The sequence below is a fragment of the Streptomyces sp. NPDC059740 genome, assembly GCF_042733155.1.
In the GTDB taxonomy this organism is placed as follows: domain Bacteria; phylum Actinomycetota; class Actinomycetes; order Streptomycetales; family Streptomycetaceae; genus Streptomyces.
On the sequence record NZ_JBHWGP010000018.1, the window covers coordinates 76,231 to 94,660 of the forward strand.

Genomic DNA, 18,430 nt, shown 5'->3' on the forward strand with positions numbered 1-18,430 from the left:
CGGGCGCTCGCGGTGGAAGTGCGGCATTGCGGCTCCTCACGCGGTCACGGGGCGGGGCTGACGGGGCGGCGGGGTGGCGGTCCTCGGGGAGTGCGGCGGCGGGCCCGGGGTGCGGCCGAAGCCGGAGGCGGTGCCGTGGTGGTCCTCGCCGGCGCGCACCACGCTCGGGTCGGACCAGTCGGCGTCCAGCACCGGGTTGCGGTAGGGGGTGGCGCGCGGGGCCACGCCGCCGGGCGCGGGGTGGCGGCTCACCGGGCCACCGCCCGCGAGGCCAGGTCGGCGGCCTCGCGCCGGCCCACGGGTCCGTCGGCCACCACGGTGACCACCCGGCGGGTCAGCCGGGCGCCGGGGGGCAGCGGCAGGCGGGTGGCGGCGGCGAGCGAGGAGCCGACGCCGGGGTACTCGGCGGCCCGTACGAACCACGGGTCCCCGCACGTGGTCTCGTCGCCGGCGGCGAAGACCAGCGACCAGTCGGCGCCGGTGAGCGCCAGCCAGGGTGCGCGGCGGCCGTGGACGGCGTCCTCCCCCGCGGCGTCCGCGGTGAACACTCGGGGCGCCTCGGCGCTCCGGCGGGCGCGCCAGAAGAAGCCGCCGTATCCGGCGCCGGGACGGCCGTTGGTGGCCGGGGAGCCGAGGGAGAGGCGGCTGCCGCAGGTGTTGGTGAGGGTGAAGGCCAGGTCCAGTGCCCAGGCCTGGTCGGTCAGGGGGCGGGCGGTGACCGTGCGCTGCTCGGCGAGGAGTTCCGCGCCGCCCGCCCGCCAGCTCAGCTCCTCGGTGAACGTGTCCGGGCGCAGCGTGGTGAAGCGGGTGTGGTGCTGGACGCCGTGGTCGTCGAGCTCGGTGGGGCCGGCACCGCGGACGAAGGTGCGGCCGCCCCAGAAGTTGTGGTGGCCGACGTCGGGAACGGCGACGCAGACGCCGAGGTGGTGACGGTGGTCGGCGGGCCCCGACTCGGTCACCGCCACTCCGGCCCGGGTGGTGACGGGGTGCAGGTGGGGGCGGGGCACACAGCGGCCGGGGACCCGGGGACGCACCACGAGGGTGGCGACGGTGCGGTCTCCGCAGCGCAGGGCGTGGGAGGCGGGGACAGGCGTCGTCACGAGGGGATCACCTCGCCGGGCAGCGGCCAGGGGGCGCCGAGTTCGGAGAAGAGCCGCAGGTCCTGCGCGGCGGCGGCGACGAGCCGGTCCACGCCGTGGACGACGCGGCGCGGTGCGGCGCCCGGGCCGGAGCCGGGCTCGGTGTGCCAGCTCCCGGTGGGCAGTGCGGTGGGGGCCGGCGCGGTGCGGACCGCCTCGACGACCCGCATGAAGGCGCCGGTGGCCGCCGGGGGCACCAGCAGCGGGATGCCGGTGGTGAGGTGTTCGACCAGGTTGTGGAGCAGGTCGGCCCGGCCGTGGCGGGTCTCGCGCGGCGGGTGGCCGGGGCGGTGGAGGACCACCCGGTCCTGCTTGTACCAGAAGGTGATGCGGCCGGCGGTGCCGTGGACGTGGACGTAGGGCTCGCCGGGTTCCTCGGCGCACAGGGTCGCGGCGACGGTCAGCGGGGGCCCGGTGCGGGGGGTGACGCGTACGCAGGAGGTGTCGTCGGCCTCGATGGCGTTGGCCCGCCACAGCTCGGTGGCGACCTCGGCCACGTCCTGGGCGCGGGTGGTGCCGTGCAGGGCGAGGGCGGTGGCCACGGCGTGCGCCAGCGGGTTGGTCAGCACGCCGTCGACCACGTCCGCGCCGTCCAGCCGGCGGCGGCCCGCCCAGGGCGAGCGCCGGTAGTACGCCTCGTCGCGGGACCAGGCACCGGCCGCGCCGACGCCGGTGACCTCGCCGACGGCGTCGGCGGCGAGGAGCCGGCCGATGGCGGGCAGGGCGTGGGAGCCCAGTGACTGGAACCCGATCTGGCAGGCCACCCCGGCGGCGGCGGTGGCGTCCGCGATGGTGCGGTAGGCGGCCAGGGAGGGTGCGGGCGGCTTCTCCAGCAGCAGGTGGACGCCGTGGCGGGCGGCGGTGAGGGCGAGTTCGGCGTGGGTCGGTATCGGGGTGCAGACGACGGCGACGGCGGCGCCGGTGGCGTCCAGCAGGGCGTCCAGGTCGTGGCTGTGCGGCAGCGGCGCCGGCCACCGCGCGGCCTCGGCCTCGGTGAGGGGGGTGGTGTCGCAGATGCCGGCCAACCGCACCAGGCCGGCGTCCTGGAGGCGGCGGATGTTGGCCAGGTGCCAGCGGCCGTGGCCGTGGGCGCCGACGAGGACGACGGGCAGCGGGGTTCGGGCCCCGGTGGCGGCGCTCATCCCTTCACCGCGCCGGCGCTGAAGCCCGTGATGAGCCACTTCTGGACGTAGGCGAAGACGAGCACCACGGGGACGGCGGCGAGGATGCCGCCCGCGGCGAGGGCGCCGAGGTCCACGCTGTCGGCGCTCATCAGGGTGTTGAGGCCGACGGGGACGGTCTGCTTGTCCTCGTCGCTGAGGAACATCAGGGCGAACAGGAAGTGGTTCCAGGCGTGGACGAAGGCGAAGGAGCCGACGGCGACCAGGCCGGGGCGCAGCAGGGGCAGGACCACCACCCGGAAGGCGCGCATCCGGCCGCAGCCGTCGACCCAGGCGGCCTCCTCCAGGGAGGCGGGAACGTTCTTGACGAAGCCGCTCACCAGCATGACGGAGAGCGGGAGTTGGAAGACCGTCTCGGCCAGGACGACGCCGGCCAGCGAGTTGATCAGATGGAGGCCGGCGAAGATCTGGAAGAGCGGGACCAGCAGCAGGGCGCCGGGCACGAACTGGGAGCAGAGCAGCGCCAGCAGGAACAGGCGCCGGCCGCGGAAGGAGAAGCGGGCCAGCGCGTACCCGCCGGACAGCGCCACGACCGTGGTGAGCACGGTGGTGAACACCCCGACCAGGACGCTGTTGCCGAAGTAGGTGCCGAAGCTGCGCTCGGTCCACACCTGCCCGAAGTGCTCGAAGGTCAGGGGCCAGGGCACCAGCGAGGTGGAGCCGTCGGGGCGCAGCGCGAACAGCAGGATCCAGTAGAACGGGACGAGGGTGAACAGCAGGTAGAGGCCGAGCGGCAGGTAGATCTGCCAGCGGGGCACCTGGTCGAAGGGGCGGCGGCCGCGGCGGGGGCGGGCGTCCGGGCGCCAGGTGGCGACGGGGCCGCGCAGCGCGGGGCGGGTGTCCTCTGCGGTGCTCACTTCTCCTCCTCCTGTCCGCCGAACCTGCTCAGCCGCAGGTAGCCGATGGAGCAGAACAGGAGGATCACGAAGGCCACCGTGGTCAGGGCGGAGGCGTAGCCGAAGTCGTGGGCGTCGACGCCGGTGTTGGCGATGTACAGCGGCAGGGTGGTGGTCTCGCCCGCGGGGCCGCCGCCGGTGAGGGTGTAGAGGAGGTCGACGTTGTTGAACTCCCACACCGCGCGCAGCAGGGTGGAGAGCACGATGGCGTCCCGCAGGTGCGGGAGGGTGATGTGCCGGAACTGGCGCAGCCGTCCGGCGCCGTCCACGCCGGCCGCCTCGTACAGGTCGCGGGGGACGGACTGGAGGTCGGCCAGGAGGAGGATGGCGAAGAACGGCACGCCCCGCCACAGGTCGGCGACGACGGCGGCGGGGAAGACGGTGGCGGTGTCGGAGAGCCACGAGGTGCCGTAGTCGCCCATCCCGAGGTCGGCGAGGTAACGGCTGATGCCGGTCTGGGAGTTGTAGAGCAGCACCCAGATGACGGAGGTGAGGACTCCGGAGACGGCCCACGGTGAGAACACCAGCGCGCGGCCGACGGCCCGGCCGACGAAGGTCTGGTTGACGAGCAGGGCGAGGCCGAGGCCGAGGAGCAGTTGCAGCGCCACCTCGACGAGCACCCACTTGAGGCTGAAGGTCAGGGAGTCCCAGAACTGCGGGTCGGCGGTGAAGGCGTGGGTGAAGTTGCCCAGTCCCGCGAACCCGTTGCGCCAGGGCTTGGTGGGGTTGTAGTCGCGCAGGCTGTAGTAGAAGACGCTGAGCAGGGGGTAGGCGATGAAGGCCAGCATCAGCAGCGCCCCGGGGGCGATGAGCAGGTAGGGCAGCCGGCGGGAGGTGCCGTCGGTGCGTCGCCGCCGGGTGGGCGGGGGTTGCTGCGCCACGGCTGCGGCTTGGGCCATGACTGCTCTCCGTTCTCGGTCGGTGCGCTCGGGCGGGTGCGGTCCCGTCGGCGGACGGCGGGGCGGGCGGGGCGTGGCACCGGTGGGTGCCGGCCGGCCCGGCGTGAGGTCCGGACGTATGGGGGCGGCTTCCCCGGGGGACGTGCCCCGGCCACTCGGACGTCAGGGGTGCACCTCGGCTCCTCCACGGGGTGGACCGGTTCGGGGCGGGTTGAATGTAGGAGGCGGTTCCGGGCTCGTCAACGGGACGTTCGGGGGCCCGAACACCGGGCCGGCGGGCGCCCGCCGGCCCCTTGCCCACAGCCCGCACCGTGACGTTAGGAGTGATCGTCCGGCCGGGCGAGGGGCGCGCGGAATAGTCCACACGGCGCCCCCCATCGTCCACATCGGGCGCCCTAGCATCGTTGCTGAGCCGGCCGCGCGGCCCCCACTCATGCCAAACATGTCAGGTGCATGGCATGAGATTCCGCATGCCCATCCCCCTCACGGACGGAGATCCCCATGCGCAGGACGAGCGCACGGTACGAACTGGTCGGCGCCGCGGTGACCCTGGTGGCCGCTGTGACCTTAGGCGGCGCGGCCGCCGCCGACGCCCGGCCGGCCGCCCCCCGGGCAGCCGCCTCCTCCCCCATCGGCTACGGCGCGGGCACCACCGGAGGTGCGGGCGGCGACACCGTCACCGTCTCCGACGCGGACGCCTTCACCGCGGCCGTCCAGAGCGACGAGCCGCTGACCGTGAAGGTGGCCGGGACCATCAAGTTGGACGACATGACGAAGGTGGCCGGGAACAAGACGGTCGTTGGCGTCGGCACCTCGGGGAAGATCACCGGATCCGGCCTGAACGTCAGCAAGGTCTCCAACGTCATCATCCGCAACCTCACCGTCAGCGGCTCGGACGACGACGACATCAACGTCCAGTACTCCAGCCACGTCTGGATCGACCACAACGACGTCTCCGACGCCTACGACGGCGGCATCGACATCAAGCACGGCTCCGACCTGGTCACCGTCTCCTGGAACCGCATGCACGACCAGGACAAGAACATGCTCCTGGGGCACTCGGACAGCAACGCCTCGGAGGACACCGGGAAGCTGCACGTGACCTACGACCACAACTGGTTCGAGGGCACCACCCAGCGCAACCCGCGGGTCCGGTTCGGCAACCCGGTGCACGTGCTCAACAACTACTTCTCGGACATCGGCTCCTACGGCGTCGCCTCCACCGAGAACGCCGGCGTGCTGGTGGAGGGCAACTACTTCGAGAACACCGAGGACCCCTTCCACCGCGGTGAGGCGGCCTCCGACCCGGGCGCCCTGGCGGCGAGGAACAACTACTTCGTCAACTCCGGCAGCGGTGAGGCCGGCGGCACCGTCGCCGCCATCCCCTACAGCTACACGGCGGACAGCGCCTCCACCGTCAAGTCGCTGGTGACCGCGGGCGCCGGGGTCGGCAAGATCTGACCTGCGACCGGGACCGGCCGGCCCGCCCCGCCCACGCGGGCGCGCGGCCGGTCCCGGCCCGCGGCGGCCCGGCCGCCCGGCGAACCGGTGGTTCACCGGCTCTTGTCCGGGCGGGCGGGCGCCGTTATCGTTCACGGTCCCACGGGAGCCGGGAGGCGGCCCGGAACCGCACCGCACCGGACGGACGAGGCGGCAGATGGCGGACCCCAGCACCGCCCCCGGACGGCAGGGGGCCGCGCAGCCCCCGCACCGCCCCAGGCTGGGCCTGGTCACCGACAACATCCACTTCGGAGTGGGCGTCACCCTGTGGGCCGGGACGGTCGCCGCCGCCGAGCGGGCCGACGCCGACGTGGTGGCCTTCCCCGTCGGCCAGTCCCCCGCCGGGCCCCGCGGCGCCCTGGCCGAACTGCTCGCGGCCGGCGCCCTCGACGGGGTGATCTGCTGGACCTCCACCCTCGGCCTGACGGCCGCCGGCCGCGCCACCGAGGAGCTGCTGCACCGCCTCGGCCCGCTCCCCGTGGTCAGCCTCAACCAGGCCCTGGGCGACCACGAGACGCTGCGCATCGACAGCGACCCGGGCGTGCGCGAGGCCGTCGGCCACCTGGTCGAGGTGCACGGCCGCACCCGCCCCGCCTTCCTGCGCGGCCCCTCCGACAACCCCGTGCCGCTGGACCGCTACCGCGCCTACACCCGCGCCCTCTCCCGCCACCGCATCCCCCTGGACCGCTCCCTGGTCGTCGGCGGCCCGGGGTTCGGCGGCGGCGCGGGGGCGTGGGCGGTCCGGGCCCTCCTCGACGTGCGCGGGCTGCGTCCCGGACGGGACTTCGACGCCCTCGTCGTCTCCAGCGACGTCCTGGCCGCCGACGCGCTGCGCTCCCTGACCGAACGCGGGGTGCGGGTGCCCGAGGACGTCGCGGTGGTCAGCTTCAACGACTCCCCCGAGGCGCGGCTGGCCGACCCGCCGCTCACCTCCGTCTCACTGCCCTTCGCCGACCTCGGGGCACTGGCCGTGGACACCCTGCTCGCCCGGTTGCAGGGGGCGCCGCCGCCGGCGCGGACCGTGGTGCCCGGCCGGCTCGTGGTGCGCCGCTCCTGCGGCTGCCACCCGGCGCTCGCCGCCCGCGGCGGGCAGGTGGCCAGGGGCACGACGGACCGTCCCGCCCCGCCCGGTTGGCCACCGCCGAGGAGTGGACCGGACTCGCTGCGGGCGGTGTTCGCCCGCTGCCCGGCCTCCGCCGACGCCCTTGCCGACGCCTTCCGGGCCGACCTGACGCTGCAACCGTGGGTGCCGCCGGGCGGGTTCCTGCCGCTGCTGGAGAGCGTGGTCGGCCGTGCGGTGCGGACCGGGGAGGACGCCCGCCGCTGGGACGAGGCACTGCTCGCCGTCCGCTCCACGCTGGCCCGGGTGGTGCCGGCCGAACGGCTGCTGTCCGCCGAACGACTGCTGGCCGACGCCCGGTCGGCGGTGGCCGAACGGGACCGGCGGAGGCTGGAGTACGAGCGCTGGGCCGACGAGCAGGACGCCCGCCGGCTGCGTGCCCTGGGGACCGACCTGACCACGGTGGTGGACGTGGACGGCCTGGTGGCGGCGCTGACCCGCCACCTGCCCCGGACCGGGGTGCGCGGCTGCCGCCTGGCGCTCTACCCGCCCGGCACCTCCGGCGGCCCGCCGCTGGTGCACGAGGTGCCGGGCGAGGAGCCGACGGCGCCCACCGCGGCGACACCGCCGCACCCCGGCGCCCTGCTGCCGGACCGCGACCGGCCCGCCGTCACGGTCGCCGAGGACTTCCGGCTGGGCCCGGAGCACCTGGGCTTCGCCCTCTTCGACGTCACCGGCCACCCGGCCGCAGGCCGGCGCGGCGGAGCGTGCCGCGCCCTGGGCGACCAGGTCGGTGCGGCCCTGAAGGGGGTCCGCGGCTACGAGGAGCTGCGCCGGGCCCGGGACGCGGCCGAGCAGGCGAACCGGCTCAAGTCCCGGCTCCTGGACAACGCCACCGACGAACTACGCACCCCCGTCGAGCGCATCCTGCACCACGTCCGGGCGGTGGAGGGCGACGCCGCCTCGGCCGCCCGGCGCGAGGCGGCCCGGCTGCTCGACCTCGTCGACGGACTGCTGGACCTCTCCCGGTCCGAGATCGACGCGCTGGACCTGGACCGTGAGCTGCTCGACCCGCGCCCCCTGCTGGTGACGGCGTTCGAAGCGGCCCGGCAGGGCCACCGGGAGCCGGAGGCGGCACCCGCCGCCGCACCGGCCACCGGCGACGGGGCGCTGCGGGTGCCGTCGAGGCTCCCGGCGATCTGCGGGGACGCGGCCCGGCTGCGGCAGATCCTCCTGCATCTGCTCGCCGCGGCGGCCGGCTCGGACGCGGAGGCGGCGGCCCGCTGCTCCCTGACCGCCGAGGTGCGGCCGCCCGTACTGTCCGTCCGGATCACCGGCCCCGCCCTGCGGCTGCCGGCCGCCGCGCCGAGCGGTACGGACGAGGACCTCTTCGAACCGTTCCTGGCCGAAGCCCCGATGATGCGCTGGGGGCCTGCCGTCGCCCGCCGTCTGGCCGTCCTGCACGGCGGCTCGGTGTCGCTGTGCCGCTGTGCCGGGGCGCCGGCCTTCCGCCTCGACCTGCCGCTGCCCACGCCCGCCGAACCGAGCTGCCACACCCTTGCCGGCGGCGGCCGGCCGCTGCTCGCGGTGGGCGCCGAGGTGCCGGCAGAGGTCGCCGAGGTCGGGCGCGCCCAGGGCCTGGCCGTGCACCGGCTGCGGCCGGAGGAGGACCCGGCGCCGCTGCTGGACGGGGCGCCGCCCTCCGCCGTCGCCTGGGACGCCGCAGGACCGGTGCCGCAGCCCTGGACCGTGCTGCACCGGCTGGTCGGCCGACCCGCCTACCGGCACACGCCGTTCCTGCTGTACGGGCCGGTGTCCGGAGCCGGGCTGGCACAGGCCGTGGAGCGGCTGCGCCCGCCACCGGACCTGGCCCGTCCGGTGGTGGTCGCGCTGGGGCGGGAGGCGGAGCGGGAGCGGATGCGCCGGCTGGTGGCGGCGGCGCTGCCCGCCCGCGTGGTGCGCACCGTCTCCGACGGCGCCGGCGCGACCGACCTGGTCGGCGCGGAGGAGCCCGGCCTCCTGGTGGTGGGCAGGGAACTGCCGGGCGCACCGGGCTTCGACGTGGTGGAGCGGCTGTACGCCGGGGCCCGGCCCGACCGCCCGGCGGTGCCGGTGCTGATGGTCAGCAGCCGCGGCTTCACGGCCGAGGACGCCCGGCGCGCGGACGCCTACCCGGCGCTGGTGCTGCTGGGGCTCGGCATCCTCTCCGACCAGGAGCTGAGCGGACTGGTCGCGGCCATGGTCCGGGAGCACGGTGAGGCGGCCACGCACCGCGCCCACGACCCGGTGCGGCACGCCCTGGTGTACCTGGAGCGGCACTACCGGCAGCAGGTCTCCCGCGGCCAGATCGCGCGGGCGGTGGGCGTGAGCGAACACCACCTCGGCCGGCTCTTCCACCGCAGGCTCGGGGTGACGCTCTGGGAGTACCTGACCCGGCTGCGGGTGCAGCGGGCCAAGGAACGGCTGCGGGAGAGCGACGACAGCGTCCAGGCCGTGGCGCGCGCCGTCGGCTTCCAGGACCGGGCGTACTTCAGCCGGGTGTTCCGCAAGGTGACGGGGGTCGCGCCGCACGTGTACCGGCGCGCCTCCTGAGGCGCGTCGCGCCGCCGCGGACACCGGCCTACCGGTCCTCGTCCCGCCCGAACCTGAGGTAGGCCAGGAGTCCGAAGACGTTCCCGAACGCGCAGAGGGCGAGCCAGACCTGCGGGGTCAGGTTCCGCGTGCCGGGGTGCCGGGCGATGTCGGCCATGCAGCAGACGGCGGGGAGGAGGGCGATCAGCGGCACGATCGCGAGCCACGGGGTGGACGGGTCGGGACTGAGGGCGTCGGCCGTCGTCATGCGGGGGCCCGGCCTGGCGCGGGCGGTGCCCAGTTCACGGGGTCTCGGGTGGGACGACGAAGACCCCGGCGACCTTCTCGTCGGCGTCGAAGGCGACTCGGGCCTTCATCTCGCCCGCCTCGTACCGCAGGGGGATGTCGACGACCGTGAAGTCCCCGACCCGCCGGACGAACGGCTCCCCCTCGGCGAAGCCCTCATAGGCGCCGACGAGGCCGGCGACGGTGGCCATACCGCTGTCGCGCACCTCGTCGGTGAAGGCCTCCAGGACCTGGTCGTTGAAGGACGGCCTGGCCTCGTCCATGCGGCCCTCCAGTACCGCGGTGACGATGTCGGCGGCGCGTTCCGCGGCGTCGGCCATGTGCACCGTCTTGTCCATGGGTTCTCCCGTCCGGGGGTCGATGGGCTTGCCGAACCGCTGGAAGGCGGCCTGGCGGGTGACTCCCAGCAGGTCCCCGATCTCCTGCCAGGTGTGGCCGGCGTCCCGGCACTGCTGCACGCTCAGCCTGAGGACCTGCTCGGCCAGGCCGTCGACGTCCCGCGAGCGCCGGACCAGGGCCAGGTAGTCGGGCGGCGAGAGCGGGTCGCCGATCGCCTGTGCCAGGTCCGCGGCGCGTTCGGCCAGCAGAACACTCAGTGCGCTCAGGGTCCTCGGTGCGTCAGCCACACGTAAACGATGCCTTTACAACCTCGCCGCGTCAAGGTTTCCTTGACAGGCCTTTCGGGCGCCGGAGCTGCGGGCGCCCCTGCCTCACTCCGCGGCGAGCAGCGCGCTCAGGGCGCTCGCCTGGGTGCGCCAGTCACGGACGTTGGGGTGGTCGGTGGAGGACTGGCCGGACCAGCGGACGCCGAGCCGGTTGAGGGAGTCGCGGTCCTTGGTCCACACGGCCTCCGCCTGGCGGGTGGCGAAGTCCCGGTAGGCGCCACCGGTGACGCTGTCGAGGTCCTGGAGATAGCGCAGGAAGACGCCCTTGAACTGCTTGGCGTTGTCGTCGCAAGTAGCGGTGGGCCGGTCGCAGGACTCGGTGAGGACGCCGTCGGTGGTCAGCTGGGGCGAGGCGAGGGCCGCGTCGGCGAGGTGACGGGTGGTGGCCAGGACGCTGTCGTCCCTGGTGGCGCGCCAGACCTCGACGCCGGCGCCGATCGCCAGGCCCTGGTTGTAACTCCACACCGTCTGGCCGTTGTTGGTGCAGGAGGAGGTCAGTCCGTCGTTGACCAGCCCGGAGGAGTTGATCAGGCCGGAGGAGGTGAACCAGTTCCAGCCGGTGCGCGCCCGGTCCAGCCACTGGGTGTCGCCGGGGATGCGGTTGTGGAGCTCCGCCGCGATGCGCAGGTAGAGACCGCTGGTGACCGCGTTCTTGTAGGTGCGTTCGCGGTCCCACCACACTCCGCCCCCGCAGGTGCCGGTGTCCCAGTAGCCCTGGACGTAGTCGGCGATGGTGCGGGCCTCGTCGAGGTAGGCGGTGTCGCCGGTGAGGTCGTAGGCGTCGATCCAGGCCAGCGCCCACCACTCGGAGTCGTCGGTGGCCCGGCTGATGAAGTCGCCCTCGATCGGGTCGGAGCTGCGGGCGCCGGCCGGGAAGGCCGCCTTGTTGACGTCGAAGGTGCGGCGGACGATCCAGGAGTAGCGGGTGTCGCCGGTCTGCCGCATGTAGTCCACGACGGTGGCCAGGGCCACGGCGGAGTTCCACCAGCTGGAGTCCCAGTAGGCGGTGTCCGGGTCGTAGGACCACATCAGGGCGTCGGCGGCCGCGGCGCTGCGGGAGGTGGCGGGCCGGGCCCAGGAGGTGCAGCTGCCGTTCTGCCCTGTCACCGCACGCCCGCAGGCCCGCACCGCGCCGCCGTAGAGCAGCCCCCGGGCGTCGTCGGTGGCGTACTCGCCGGTGGTGGCGGAGGCCGCGCCGGCGGGGACGGCGGTGCGGCCCAGCGAGGAGCCGTCGGGCCAACTGGTGCCGGCGTCCCAGGAGCGGTCCAGCCAGACCTCGTCCCCGGGTGCGCCCTGGGCGAGCGTGGCCCAGGCCATGCCGTCGCCGTCGACGTGGAGGGCGATCTCCCGCCCCTGGAGCGTCGTCGCGGGCACGGGCCGGGTGTCGCCCCGGCCGGTTCCCGCCGCGGCCCCGTCGCAGCGGGCGCCGCACACCTTGGGGTAGGCCCACTGGGTGCAGGCGACCCCCTGGGCGTCACCGCAGGCCCGCAGCAGGGCCCGGCGGTGGTGGGCGGGGTCGTAGAGGTTGTACATGAGGGTGCGCGTACCGGTCCAGGTGGCGGGCACGGACGCCTTGCCCAGCAGGCCCTCCCAGGTGGTGCCGCCGTCCCAGGAGCGGTCCAGCCACACCGCCTCACCGGTCGCCGCGTCGTCGATGCTGGCCCAGCCCATGCCGTCGGCGTCCGAGACGTGCAGGCGGATGCTCGCGCCGTTCTCGGTGACGGTGGGTACGGGGAAGCCTTCCTGCCCGGCCCGGGAGGGGTCGAGGGTGTCGCAGTGGAGGGAGCAGACGGTGGCGGCGGTGGCGCGGGGGCGCGTCGCGGCCCCGGCGGGAGCGGCCACCGCCAGCAGCAGGGCGACGGCGACGCCCAGGGCGAGCAGGACTCTTCGGTTCCGCAACGGTCAGCTCCCGTCGTCCCGAGGTGGCCCGCGTGGCGCACGCCCCGGTGGCTCCTCGGGCGGGTCGCTGCGGTGTCCCCGGCATTGAGACACCGTTGTCATGTCCCGTCAATCCCGCGCGCGCGACATGACGGGACGGACGACGGGACCGCCGACCGGGCGGGCGGGGGCCACCGCGGTGGGGCGGGACGCCGTTGCGGTGCCCACCACCGCGCGTCGGCGTCCCGGGCGGCTCACCAGGTGTCGACGAAACCACGGCGGCCGGGCTCGGGGGGCTCGTCCTGCCGGTGGCCGTCGAGCGCGGCGAGGACGAAGGCCCGGGAGTCGGCCGGGTCGATGACGGCGTCGATCTCCAGCGCCTCGGCGGCGTTGACGGCCTTGCCCTGCTCGTGGAGTCCGGCGACCTTCGCGGCGAAGAGGCGGTCCCGCTCGGCGGGGTCGGCGACGGCCGCGAGCTCCTTGCGGTAGCCGAGCCGCACCGCGCCCTCCAGCCCCATTCCACCGAACTCGCCGGTCGGCCAGGCCGCGGTGGCCAGCGGCGCCCGGGTGGAGCCGCCCATCATCGCCATGGCGCCCAGTCCGTACGCCTTGCGCAGCACCAGCGCCACCAGCGGCACCCGCAGGTGCGCCCCGGCCACGAACAGCCGGGAGAAGTGGCGGACGGTGGCGGTGCGTTCGCTGTCGGGGCCGACCATGAAGCCGGGGGTGTCGCACAGCGAGAGGACGGGCAGGCCGAAGGCGTCGCAGAGCTGGAGGAAGCGCGCGGCCTTGTCGGCGGCGTCCCGGTCGACGGCGCCGCCGAGATGGCCGGGGTTGTTGGCGACCAGGCCCAGCGGGCGGCCCTCGATGCGGACCAGGGCGGTGTGCACCCCGACGCCGAACTCCGGGCGCAGCGCGAGGACCGAGCCGGTGTCGGCGATCCCCTCGATCGCGTGGCGGACGTCGTAGGCGCGCCGTCGGTTCCCGGGGACGACGTGCCGCAGCCGGCGTGGGTCGGGGGCCTGCCAGTCGGCCTGCGGCCCCTGGAAGTAGCCGAGGTAGCGGCGGGCGGTGGCGACGGCCGCCGCCTCGTCGGGCACCGCCACGTCCACCACGCCGTTGGGCACCTGCACCGAGAGCGGGCCGACCTCCTCGGGCCGGTAGCTGCCCAGGCCACCGCCCTCGATCATCGCCGGACCTCCCATGCCGATGGTCGCCTCCGGCGTGGCGATCACCACGTCGCAGCAGCCCAGCAGCGCGGCGTTGCCGGCGAAACAGCGGCCGGAGGCGATGCCCACCAGCGGCACCCGGCCGCTGAGTCGCGCCATCGAGCGGAAGGTGGTGACGTCGAGTCCGGCCACCGAGGTGGTGTCGGTGTCCCCCGGCCGGCCGCCGCCGCCCTCGGCGAACAGCACGACGGGGAGGCGGCGTTGCGCTGCCAGGTGCAGCATGCGGTCGGTCTTGCGGTGGTTGTTCAGTCCCTGCGTGCCGGCCAGGACGGTGTAGTCGTAGGACATCGCGACGACCGCCCGGCCGTCCACCCTGCCGGTCCCGGTGACCATGCCGTCCGCGGGCGTGTCGCGCCGCAGCTCCGCCAGCGGGCGGCGGCGGCGCTGGGCGGCGACGGCCAGCGCCCCGAACTCGGTGAAGCTGCCTTCGTCACACAGGTCGGCGAGGTTCTCGCGGGCGGTACGCCGCCCGGCGCGGTGGCGGCGCTCGACCGCCTCGACCCGGTGGGCGTCGAGACCGGCCGCGTGACGGTCGAGCACCTCGGCCAGGTCGGGCCGCACGGTGTCGAGGTCGACCTCCGTGACCGTGTCCTGGACGCCGGACTCGTCGCCGGTGAGGGTGAGTTCGGCCAGCAGACGGCCCTCGCTGACATTCTCCCCGACCCGGACGCACACCTCGCGCACGACCGCGGCGGCCGGTGCGGTCACCGGGTGCTCCATCTTCATGGCCTCCAGCACGAACAGCTGGTGTCCGGCGGGCACTTCCTGTCCGACCGCCACGTCGACGCCGACGACCGTGGCGGCGGTGGGCGCGGTGATCCGGCCCCCGGCCCCGGGACCCGGCGGCGGCTCGGCGGGGGCCCAGGTGGCGAGGCGGTCCTCGACGAAGTGGGTGGTGACCTGGGCGGCGGTGAACGCCGGGTCGTTCAGGACGGCCGTCAGCAGGCCGATGCCGGTGGCGACACCCTCGACCGTGCACTCGGCCAGGGCCCGCAGGGCGCGGGTGCGGAGCGCGTCCAGGCCGCCGGAGGGCGCGTGGGCGACGATCTTGGCGAGCAGCGGGTCGTAGTGGGTACCGATCTCGCTGCCCGTCCGCACGGCGGTGTCCACCCGTATGCCGGGACCACTGGGCGGCTCGAACCGGGTGAGCCGCCCCCCGGCGGGCCGCACCGTTCCGTCGGCCTGCGTCGTCTCGGCGTTGACGCGTGCCTGGAGGGCGTGGCCGCGCGGTGGCGGCGGGGGCCCGTCGAGCCCGAGCGCGGACAGCGAGTCGCCCAGGGCCAGCCGGAGTTGGGTGGCGACCAGGTCGACGCCGGTGACCTCCTCGGTGACGGTGTGCTCCACCTGCAGACGGGGGTTGGCCTCCAGGAAGTGGCACCTCTCGCCGCGGACCAGGAACTCAAAGGTCCCCACGCCCGCGTACCGGACGGCGCGGGCCATCCGCAGGGCGTGGTCCAGCAGCCTCTGGCGCACCCCGGGGTCCAGGTCGGGCGCGGGCGCGATCTCCACGAGCTTCTGGCGGCGGCGCTGGACACTGCAGTCGCGCTCCCACAGGTGGGAGACGGCCCCCGTGCCGTCACCGAGCACCTGCACCTCGATGTGACGGGCCCCGGTGACCAACTCCTCGACGTAGAGGGCGTCTTCGCCGGTCGCGGCCCTCGCCTCCGCGGCGCACCGCTCCCAGGCCGCCTCCAGCGCCCCGGGATCGCCCACCGGCCGGGTCCCCCGGCCACCACCACCGGAGAGCGCCTTGACCATGACCGCGCCGCCCGGGCCGAGACCTGCCAGGAAGGCGTGCGCCTCCTCCCGGCTCGTCGGCCCGCGGGTGCCGGGGAGGACGGGCACGCCGAGTTCGGCGGCCAGCGCCCGGGCGCGGGTCTTGTCCCCGAAGAGCTCCAGGGTCTCGGGGGACGGTCCGACGAAGGTGAGGTCCGCCTCGGCGCAGCGCCGGGCCAGGTCCGCGCTCTCGCTCAGGAAGCCGTAGCCGGGGTGGAGCAGGGTGCAGCCGGTGGCGAGGGCCGCGGAGACCAGGGCGTCGGCGTCCAGGTAGGCGGCGGCGCCCGTGCCGGGCAGGGCCACGGCCTCGTCGGCCCGCTCGACGTGGACGGCGTCCGCCTCGTCGGCGGTGTGGACGGCGACGGCGCGCAGTCCCGTCTCGGCGGCGGCGCGGGCCACCCGCACGGCCACCTCACCGCGGTTGGCGATCAGGACGGCGCTCACGCCCATGGGCTCCTCCGATGACGGGTGCGGGGCGGCTCCCTCGACGGATGCCGGCTTCGTCATGCTCATTGACACTGACGTCAACGTCAATATGCTCGCCCCCGTGACACGCACCGGGCGGGCCTGGACCACGCGCACCGCCCGCGACCGCAGCGAGACGGCGGTACGCGGGCGCCTCCTGGACGCGGCCGAGGAGGTCTTCGCGCGGCTGGGGTACGGCTCCGCGACGGTCGCCGGCATCGCCGCGGGCGCGGGCCTCTCACGCGCCGGCTTCTACGTGTACTTCGCCTCCAAGGAGGAGGTGTTCGCGGTGCTGGCGGCTCGCACCCGGGACGACTTCCTGGCGGCACAGGACGTGCCGGGGGTGGACACCGCGGACGTGCGGGCGGTCGCACGGGCGTCCACCGCAGCCTTCGTCACCGCCTACGCCGCGCACCTTCCGCTGCTGCGGCTGGTGGAGCAGCAGGCACAGCACGACGCGGAGCTGGCCGCGGTGTGGGAGGAGATCCAGGAGCGTCCGGTACGCCGTGCCGCGCGCTGGATCCGCCGGCTGCGGGACGCCGGGACGATCCGCCCCGTGGCCGAACCGCTGGCCGTGGCACGGGCGGTGGGCGGCATGAGCGTCCAGTTCGCCCGTCTGGTGGCCGCCGACCCGGCCGCGCACGAGGGGGCGGTCCGGGACGTCACCGCCATGTACCTCCACCTGCTGGGGGTGGAGCCGACACCGTGAGGAGTGGGAGCCGCACATGAGCGCACGTCACACACCGGACCTGCTGGAGGAGCACCTCGCCGACCTGCGCGTGCGCTGGTCGAGGGCGCGGGAGGGCCGTCAGCCGTCCCGCACCGGGACCCCCGCGACACCGCTGCCGGCCCTGATCGGCCACTGGGCCCGGGTCAGCCCCTCCAGGCCCGCCCTCGTCACCGGTCGCGGCACTCTCACCTACCGCGAACTGGACGAGCGGGTGGCCGCCTTGGCCGGGTGGCTGGACTCCCGCGGGGTGCGCCCGGGCGACCGGGTGGCGGTGCTGCTGCCGGGCGGCGAACGCTTCGTGGTGGCGATGCTCGCGGTCCTGCGGCTGGGCGCGGTGCACGTGCCGGTGAACCCGATGTTCCGCAGCGCCGAACTCCGCCACGAACTGCGGGACTCGGGAGCCTGCATGGTCGTCACCGACGACGCCCTGGCCCCCGGGGTGACCCGGGTGCGGGCGGACACCGGGGTGCGGGAGGTGCTGGCCGACGAGGAGTGGCCGGCCGCCCTGGCCCACCCGCCGCACCCCCGCGTCGCCGACGACCTCGACGCCCCGGCCGCCCTCAACTACACGGGAGGCACGACCGGCCTGCCCAAGGGCTGCGTCCACACCCAGCGCCACATGCTGTACACGGCAGCCGCGATAGCTGCCGGACGCGGACCGAAGCCGGTGGTCGAGCAGATGGTGGCGCTGTGCTACCTGCCGCTGTTCTGGATAGCCGGGGAGAACCTCGGCATCCTCGCGCCCCTGGTCAGCGGGGGAACCAGCGTGCTGCTGGAGCGGTGGGACGCACGCGCGGTGCTGCGGGCACTGGTCGAGCACCGGGTGACCACCATGGCGGGCACGGTGGAGAACTACCTCGAACTGCTGGCTCTCCTGGAGGGCGAGCCGGGCCCTGCCCTCCCCCACCCCGGCCTCGCCTCCTTCACCGCACCCCTGGCCGTCTCCTTCGTCCGCCGGCTGACCCCCGAGGTGCGGGCCCGGTGGCGGCAGGCCGCCGGTGCGCACAGTGTGCTGCGTGAGGCCTCGTACGGCATGACCGAGACGCACACCAGCAACACCAACACCCTGGGGTTCCAGCAGGGTGACGCCGACCTCGCGCCCGGCTCGACCTACTGCGGCCTGCCGGTGCCCGGAACCGAGGTCGTGGTGGTGGACCCCGCGACGGGCCGCCCCCGCCCCCTGGGGGAGAGCGGCGAGATCCTCCTCCGCGGGCCGTCGGTGATGTCCGGCTACTGGCAGGCTCCGAAGGCCACCGCGGGCGCGTTGCGCGGGGGCTGGCTGCACACCGGCGACACCGGACGGCTGGACCAGGACGGTGCCCTGTACTACCTGGGGCGCAGCAAGGACATGATCAAGGTCAAGGGGATGAGCGTCTTCCCCTCGGAGGTGGAGGCGCTGCTCGGCCACCATCCCGAGGTACTGGCCGCCGCCGTGGTCGCGGTCGAGGACAGCGAGAGCGGGCAGCGGCCTTATGCCTTCGTGCGCCCCAGGCCCGGCACCCGTCCCACGGCCGCGTCGGTGGAGGAGTGGGCGCGCGGGGCGATGGCTCCGTACAAGGTCCCCCGGGTCGAGGTGCTGCCCGAACTGCCGTTGACGGACACCGGGAAGGTCCGGAAGACGGAGTTGGTGCGGCGCGCCCAGGAGCGGGCGACCGAGTCCGCGTGACGGTGGGGGGCGTGGCGGTTGGTGCGGCCGGCGGGCCGGCTGTCCGCTTCCCGCCGGGCCATCCCTCCCCCTCCCTCGCGCACCGGTGGAACCGGGTCCTCGTCCCGCGTGCCGGCGGGAGGAGATCGAGCAGCGTGGCGGGACTGGCAGACCCCCGTCCTCACCGGCACGGCCTCCCGTGCGGGCCGGGCCGACCGGGGGCGGAGACCCGCAGGTGGGGCCCCAAAGGCCCGGCGGCAGCCGGCGTCGCAGCTCCTCGGACCGGCGGGGTGGAGACGGCTCGCCGGGTGCGCTATAGTTGATCTTGAGCGCGCCGCCGGGACTCCGGTGACGTCCCTCGCGTCGGTGGTCCAAGGAAGGACGCCCCGCTTCCTGCGGGGAGGTGCAGGTGCAAGGCCTGCCCGGCGCTCCCCATGACTCTGCCCCCGTCGCTTCCGGCGGGGGCAGAGCCTTTTGCCGGTCCGGAGCC

13 protein-coding genes are annotated in these 18,430 nt (G+C 75.0%); 4 read left to right on the forward strand and 9 right to left on the reverse strand.

The genetic code is table 11. The features are described from left to right. Window positions 1-36: 36 nt before the first annotated feature. Genes ACFV3R_RS21120 through ACFV3R_RS21140 form a run of 5 tightly spaced genes read right to left on the reverse strand, consistent with a single transcriptional unit; the run spans window position 37 to window position 4,115 of the window. A complete protein-coding gene (locus ACFV3R_RS21120) occupies window positions 37-252 on the reverse strand; it encodes a hypothetical protein (RefSeq protein ID WP_385585058.1) in 216 nt (71 codons plus the stop codon). Further along, window positions 249-1,100, reverse strand: a complete 852-nt coding sequence (locus ACFV3R_RS21125; RefSeq protein WP_385585061.1) for a PmoA family protein — start codon at window positions 1,098-1,100, stop codon at window positions 249-251. Before ACFV3R_RS21125 ends, ACFV3R_RS21120 begins: the two co-directional genes overlap by 4 nt. After that, window positions 1,097-2,281: a Gfo/Idh/MocA family protein gene (locus tag ACFV3R_RS21130; RefSeq protein ID WP_385585064.1), complete on the reverse strand. Its 1,185-nt coding sequence runs from the start codon at window positions 2,279-2,281 to the stop codon at window positions 1,097-1,099. The genes ACFV3R_RS21125 and ACFV3R_RS21130 overlap by 4 nt, the downstream gene beginning before the upstream one ends. Then, on the reverse strand, window positions 2,278-3,147 hold the full coding sequence (locus ACFV3R_RS21135) for a carbohydrate ABC transporter permease (RefSeq protein ID WP_385585187.1): 870 nt from the start codon (window positions 3,145-3,147) through the stop codon (window positions 2,278-2,280). Before ACFV3R_RS21135 ends, ACFV3R_RS21130 begins: the two co-directional genes overlap by 4 nt. 26 nt (window positions 3,148-3,173) lie before the next feature. Further along, complete coding sequence (locus ACFV3R_RS21140; RefSeq protein ID WP_385585067.1) at window positions 3,174-4,115, reverse strand: carbohydrate ABC transporter permease; 942 nt, start codon at window positions 4,113-4,115, stop codon at window positions 3,174-3,176. Between the two features lie 501 nt (window positions 4,116-4,616). Between ACFV3R_RS21140 and ACFV3R_RS21145 the strand changes: the two genes are divergently transcribed. Both ACFV3R_RS21145 and ACFV3R_RS21150 read left to right on the forward strand, forming a co-directional pair. Next, entirely contained in the window at window positions 4,617-5,576 is a 960-nt protein-coding gene (locus ACFV3R_RS21145) for a polysaccharide lyase family 1 protein (protein WP_385585070.1), read from the forward strand. Between the two features lie 196 nt (window positions 5,577-5,772). After that, window positions 5,773-9,267 carry a substrate-binding domain-containing protein gene (locus ACFV3R_RS21150; RefSeq protein ID WP_385585073.1) on the forward strand — a complete coding sequence of 1,165 codons (3,495 nt, stop codon included), beginning with the start codon at window positions 5,773-5,775 and terminating at the stop codon, window positions 9,265-9,267. Window positions 9,268-9,295: 28 nt separating this feature from the next. On the opposite strand, the gene ACFV3R_RS21155 is transcribed toward ACFV3R_RS21150, so the two are convergent. The 4 genes from ACFV3R_RS21155 to ACFV3R_RS21170 all read right to left on the reverse strand — a co-directional run bounded on the left by ACFV3R_RS21155 (window position 9,296) and on the right by ACFV3R_RS21170 (window position 15,607). Beyond that, complete coding sequence (locus tag ACFV3R_RS21155; RefSeq protein WP_385585075.1) at window positions 9,296-9,514, reverse strand: PLDc N-terminal domain-containing protein; 219 nt, start codon at window positions 9,512-9,514, stop codon at window positions 9,296-9,298. A 34-nt stretch (window positions 9,515-9,548) separates the two neighbouring features. Then, the gene (locus tag ACFV3R_RS21160; protein WP_385585078.1) at window positions 9,549-10,178 is read right to left on the reverse strand and encodes a DUF3887 domain-containing protein; all 630 of its coding nucleotides are present in this window, start codon (window positions 10,176-10,178) and stop codon (window positions 9,549-9,551) included. A gap of 84 nt (window positions 10,179-10,262) precedes the next feature. Further along, the gene (locus ACFV3R_RS21165; RefSeq protein ID WP_385585081.1) at window positions 10,263-12,116 is read right to left on the reverse strand and encodes a glycoside hydrolase family 76 protein; all 1,854 of its coding nucleotides are present in this window, start codon (window positions 12,114-12,116) and stop codon (window positions 10,263-10,265) included. Window positions 12,117-12,349: 233 nt separating this feature from the next. Next, window positions 12,350-15,607, reverse strand: coding sequence for a carboxyl transferase domain-containing protein (locus ACFV3R_RS21170; protein WP_385585084.1), 3,258 nt, complete (start codon window positions 15,605-15,607; stop codon window positions 12,350-12,352). Window positions 15,608-15,647: 40 nt separating this feature from the next. Here ACFV3R_RS21170 and ACFV3R_RS21175 point away from each other — a divergent pair, with 40 nt between their 5' ends. Both ACFV3R_RS21175 and ACFV3R_RS21180 read left to right on the forward strand, forming a co-directional pair. After that, window positions 15,648-16,274 (forward strand): TetR/AcrR family transcriptional regulator, encoded by a 627-nt coding sequence (locus ACFV3R_RS21175; protein WP_385585087.1) that lies wholly within the window; start codon window positions 15,648-15,650, stop codon window positions 16,272-16,274. Between the two features lie 16 nt (window positions 16,275-16,290). After that, on the forward strand, window positions 16,291-17,961 hold the full coding sequence (locus ACFV3R_RS21180; RefSeq protein WP_385585089.1) for an AMP-binding protein: 1,671 nt from the start codon (window positions 16,291-16,293) through the stop codon (window positions 17,959-17,961). The last annotated feature ends 469 nt before the right edge of the window (window positions 17,962-18,430 follow it).

Bases quoted from the DNA above. Each gene is read 5' to 3' on its own strand.
- ACFV3R_RS21130 (WP_385585064.1), bottom strand. From the start codon at position 2,281: ATGAGCGCCGCCACCGGGGCCCGAACCCCGCTGCCCGTCGTCCTCGTC.
- ACFV3R_RS21140 (WP_385585067.1), bottom strand. From the start codon at position 4,115: ATGGCCCAAGCCGCAGCCGTGGCGCAGCAACCCCCGCCCACCCGGCGG.
- ACFV3R_RS21145 (WP_385585070.1), top strand. From the start codon at position 4,617: ATGCGCAGGACGAGCGCACGGTACGAACTGGTCGGCGCCGCGGTGACC.
- ACFV3R_RS21150 (WP_385585073.1), top strand. From the start codon at position 5,773: ATGGCGGACCCCAGCACCGCCCCCGGACGGCAGGGGGCCGCGCAGCCC.
- ACFV3R_RS21155 (WP_385585075.1), bottom strand. From the start codon at position 9,514: ATGACGACGGCCGACGCCCTCAGTCCCGACCCGTCCACCCCGTGGCTC.
- ACFV3R_RS21170 (WP_385585084.1), bottom strand. From the start codon at position 15,607: ATGACGAAGCCGGCATCCGTCGAGGGAGCCGCCCCGCACCCGTCATCG.
- ACFV3R_RS21180 (WP_385585089.1), top strand. From the start codon at position 16,291: ATGAGCGCACGTCACACACCGGACCTGCTGGAGGAGCACCTCGCCGAC.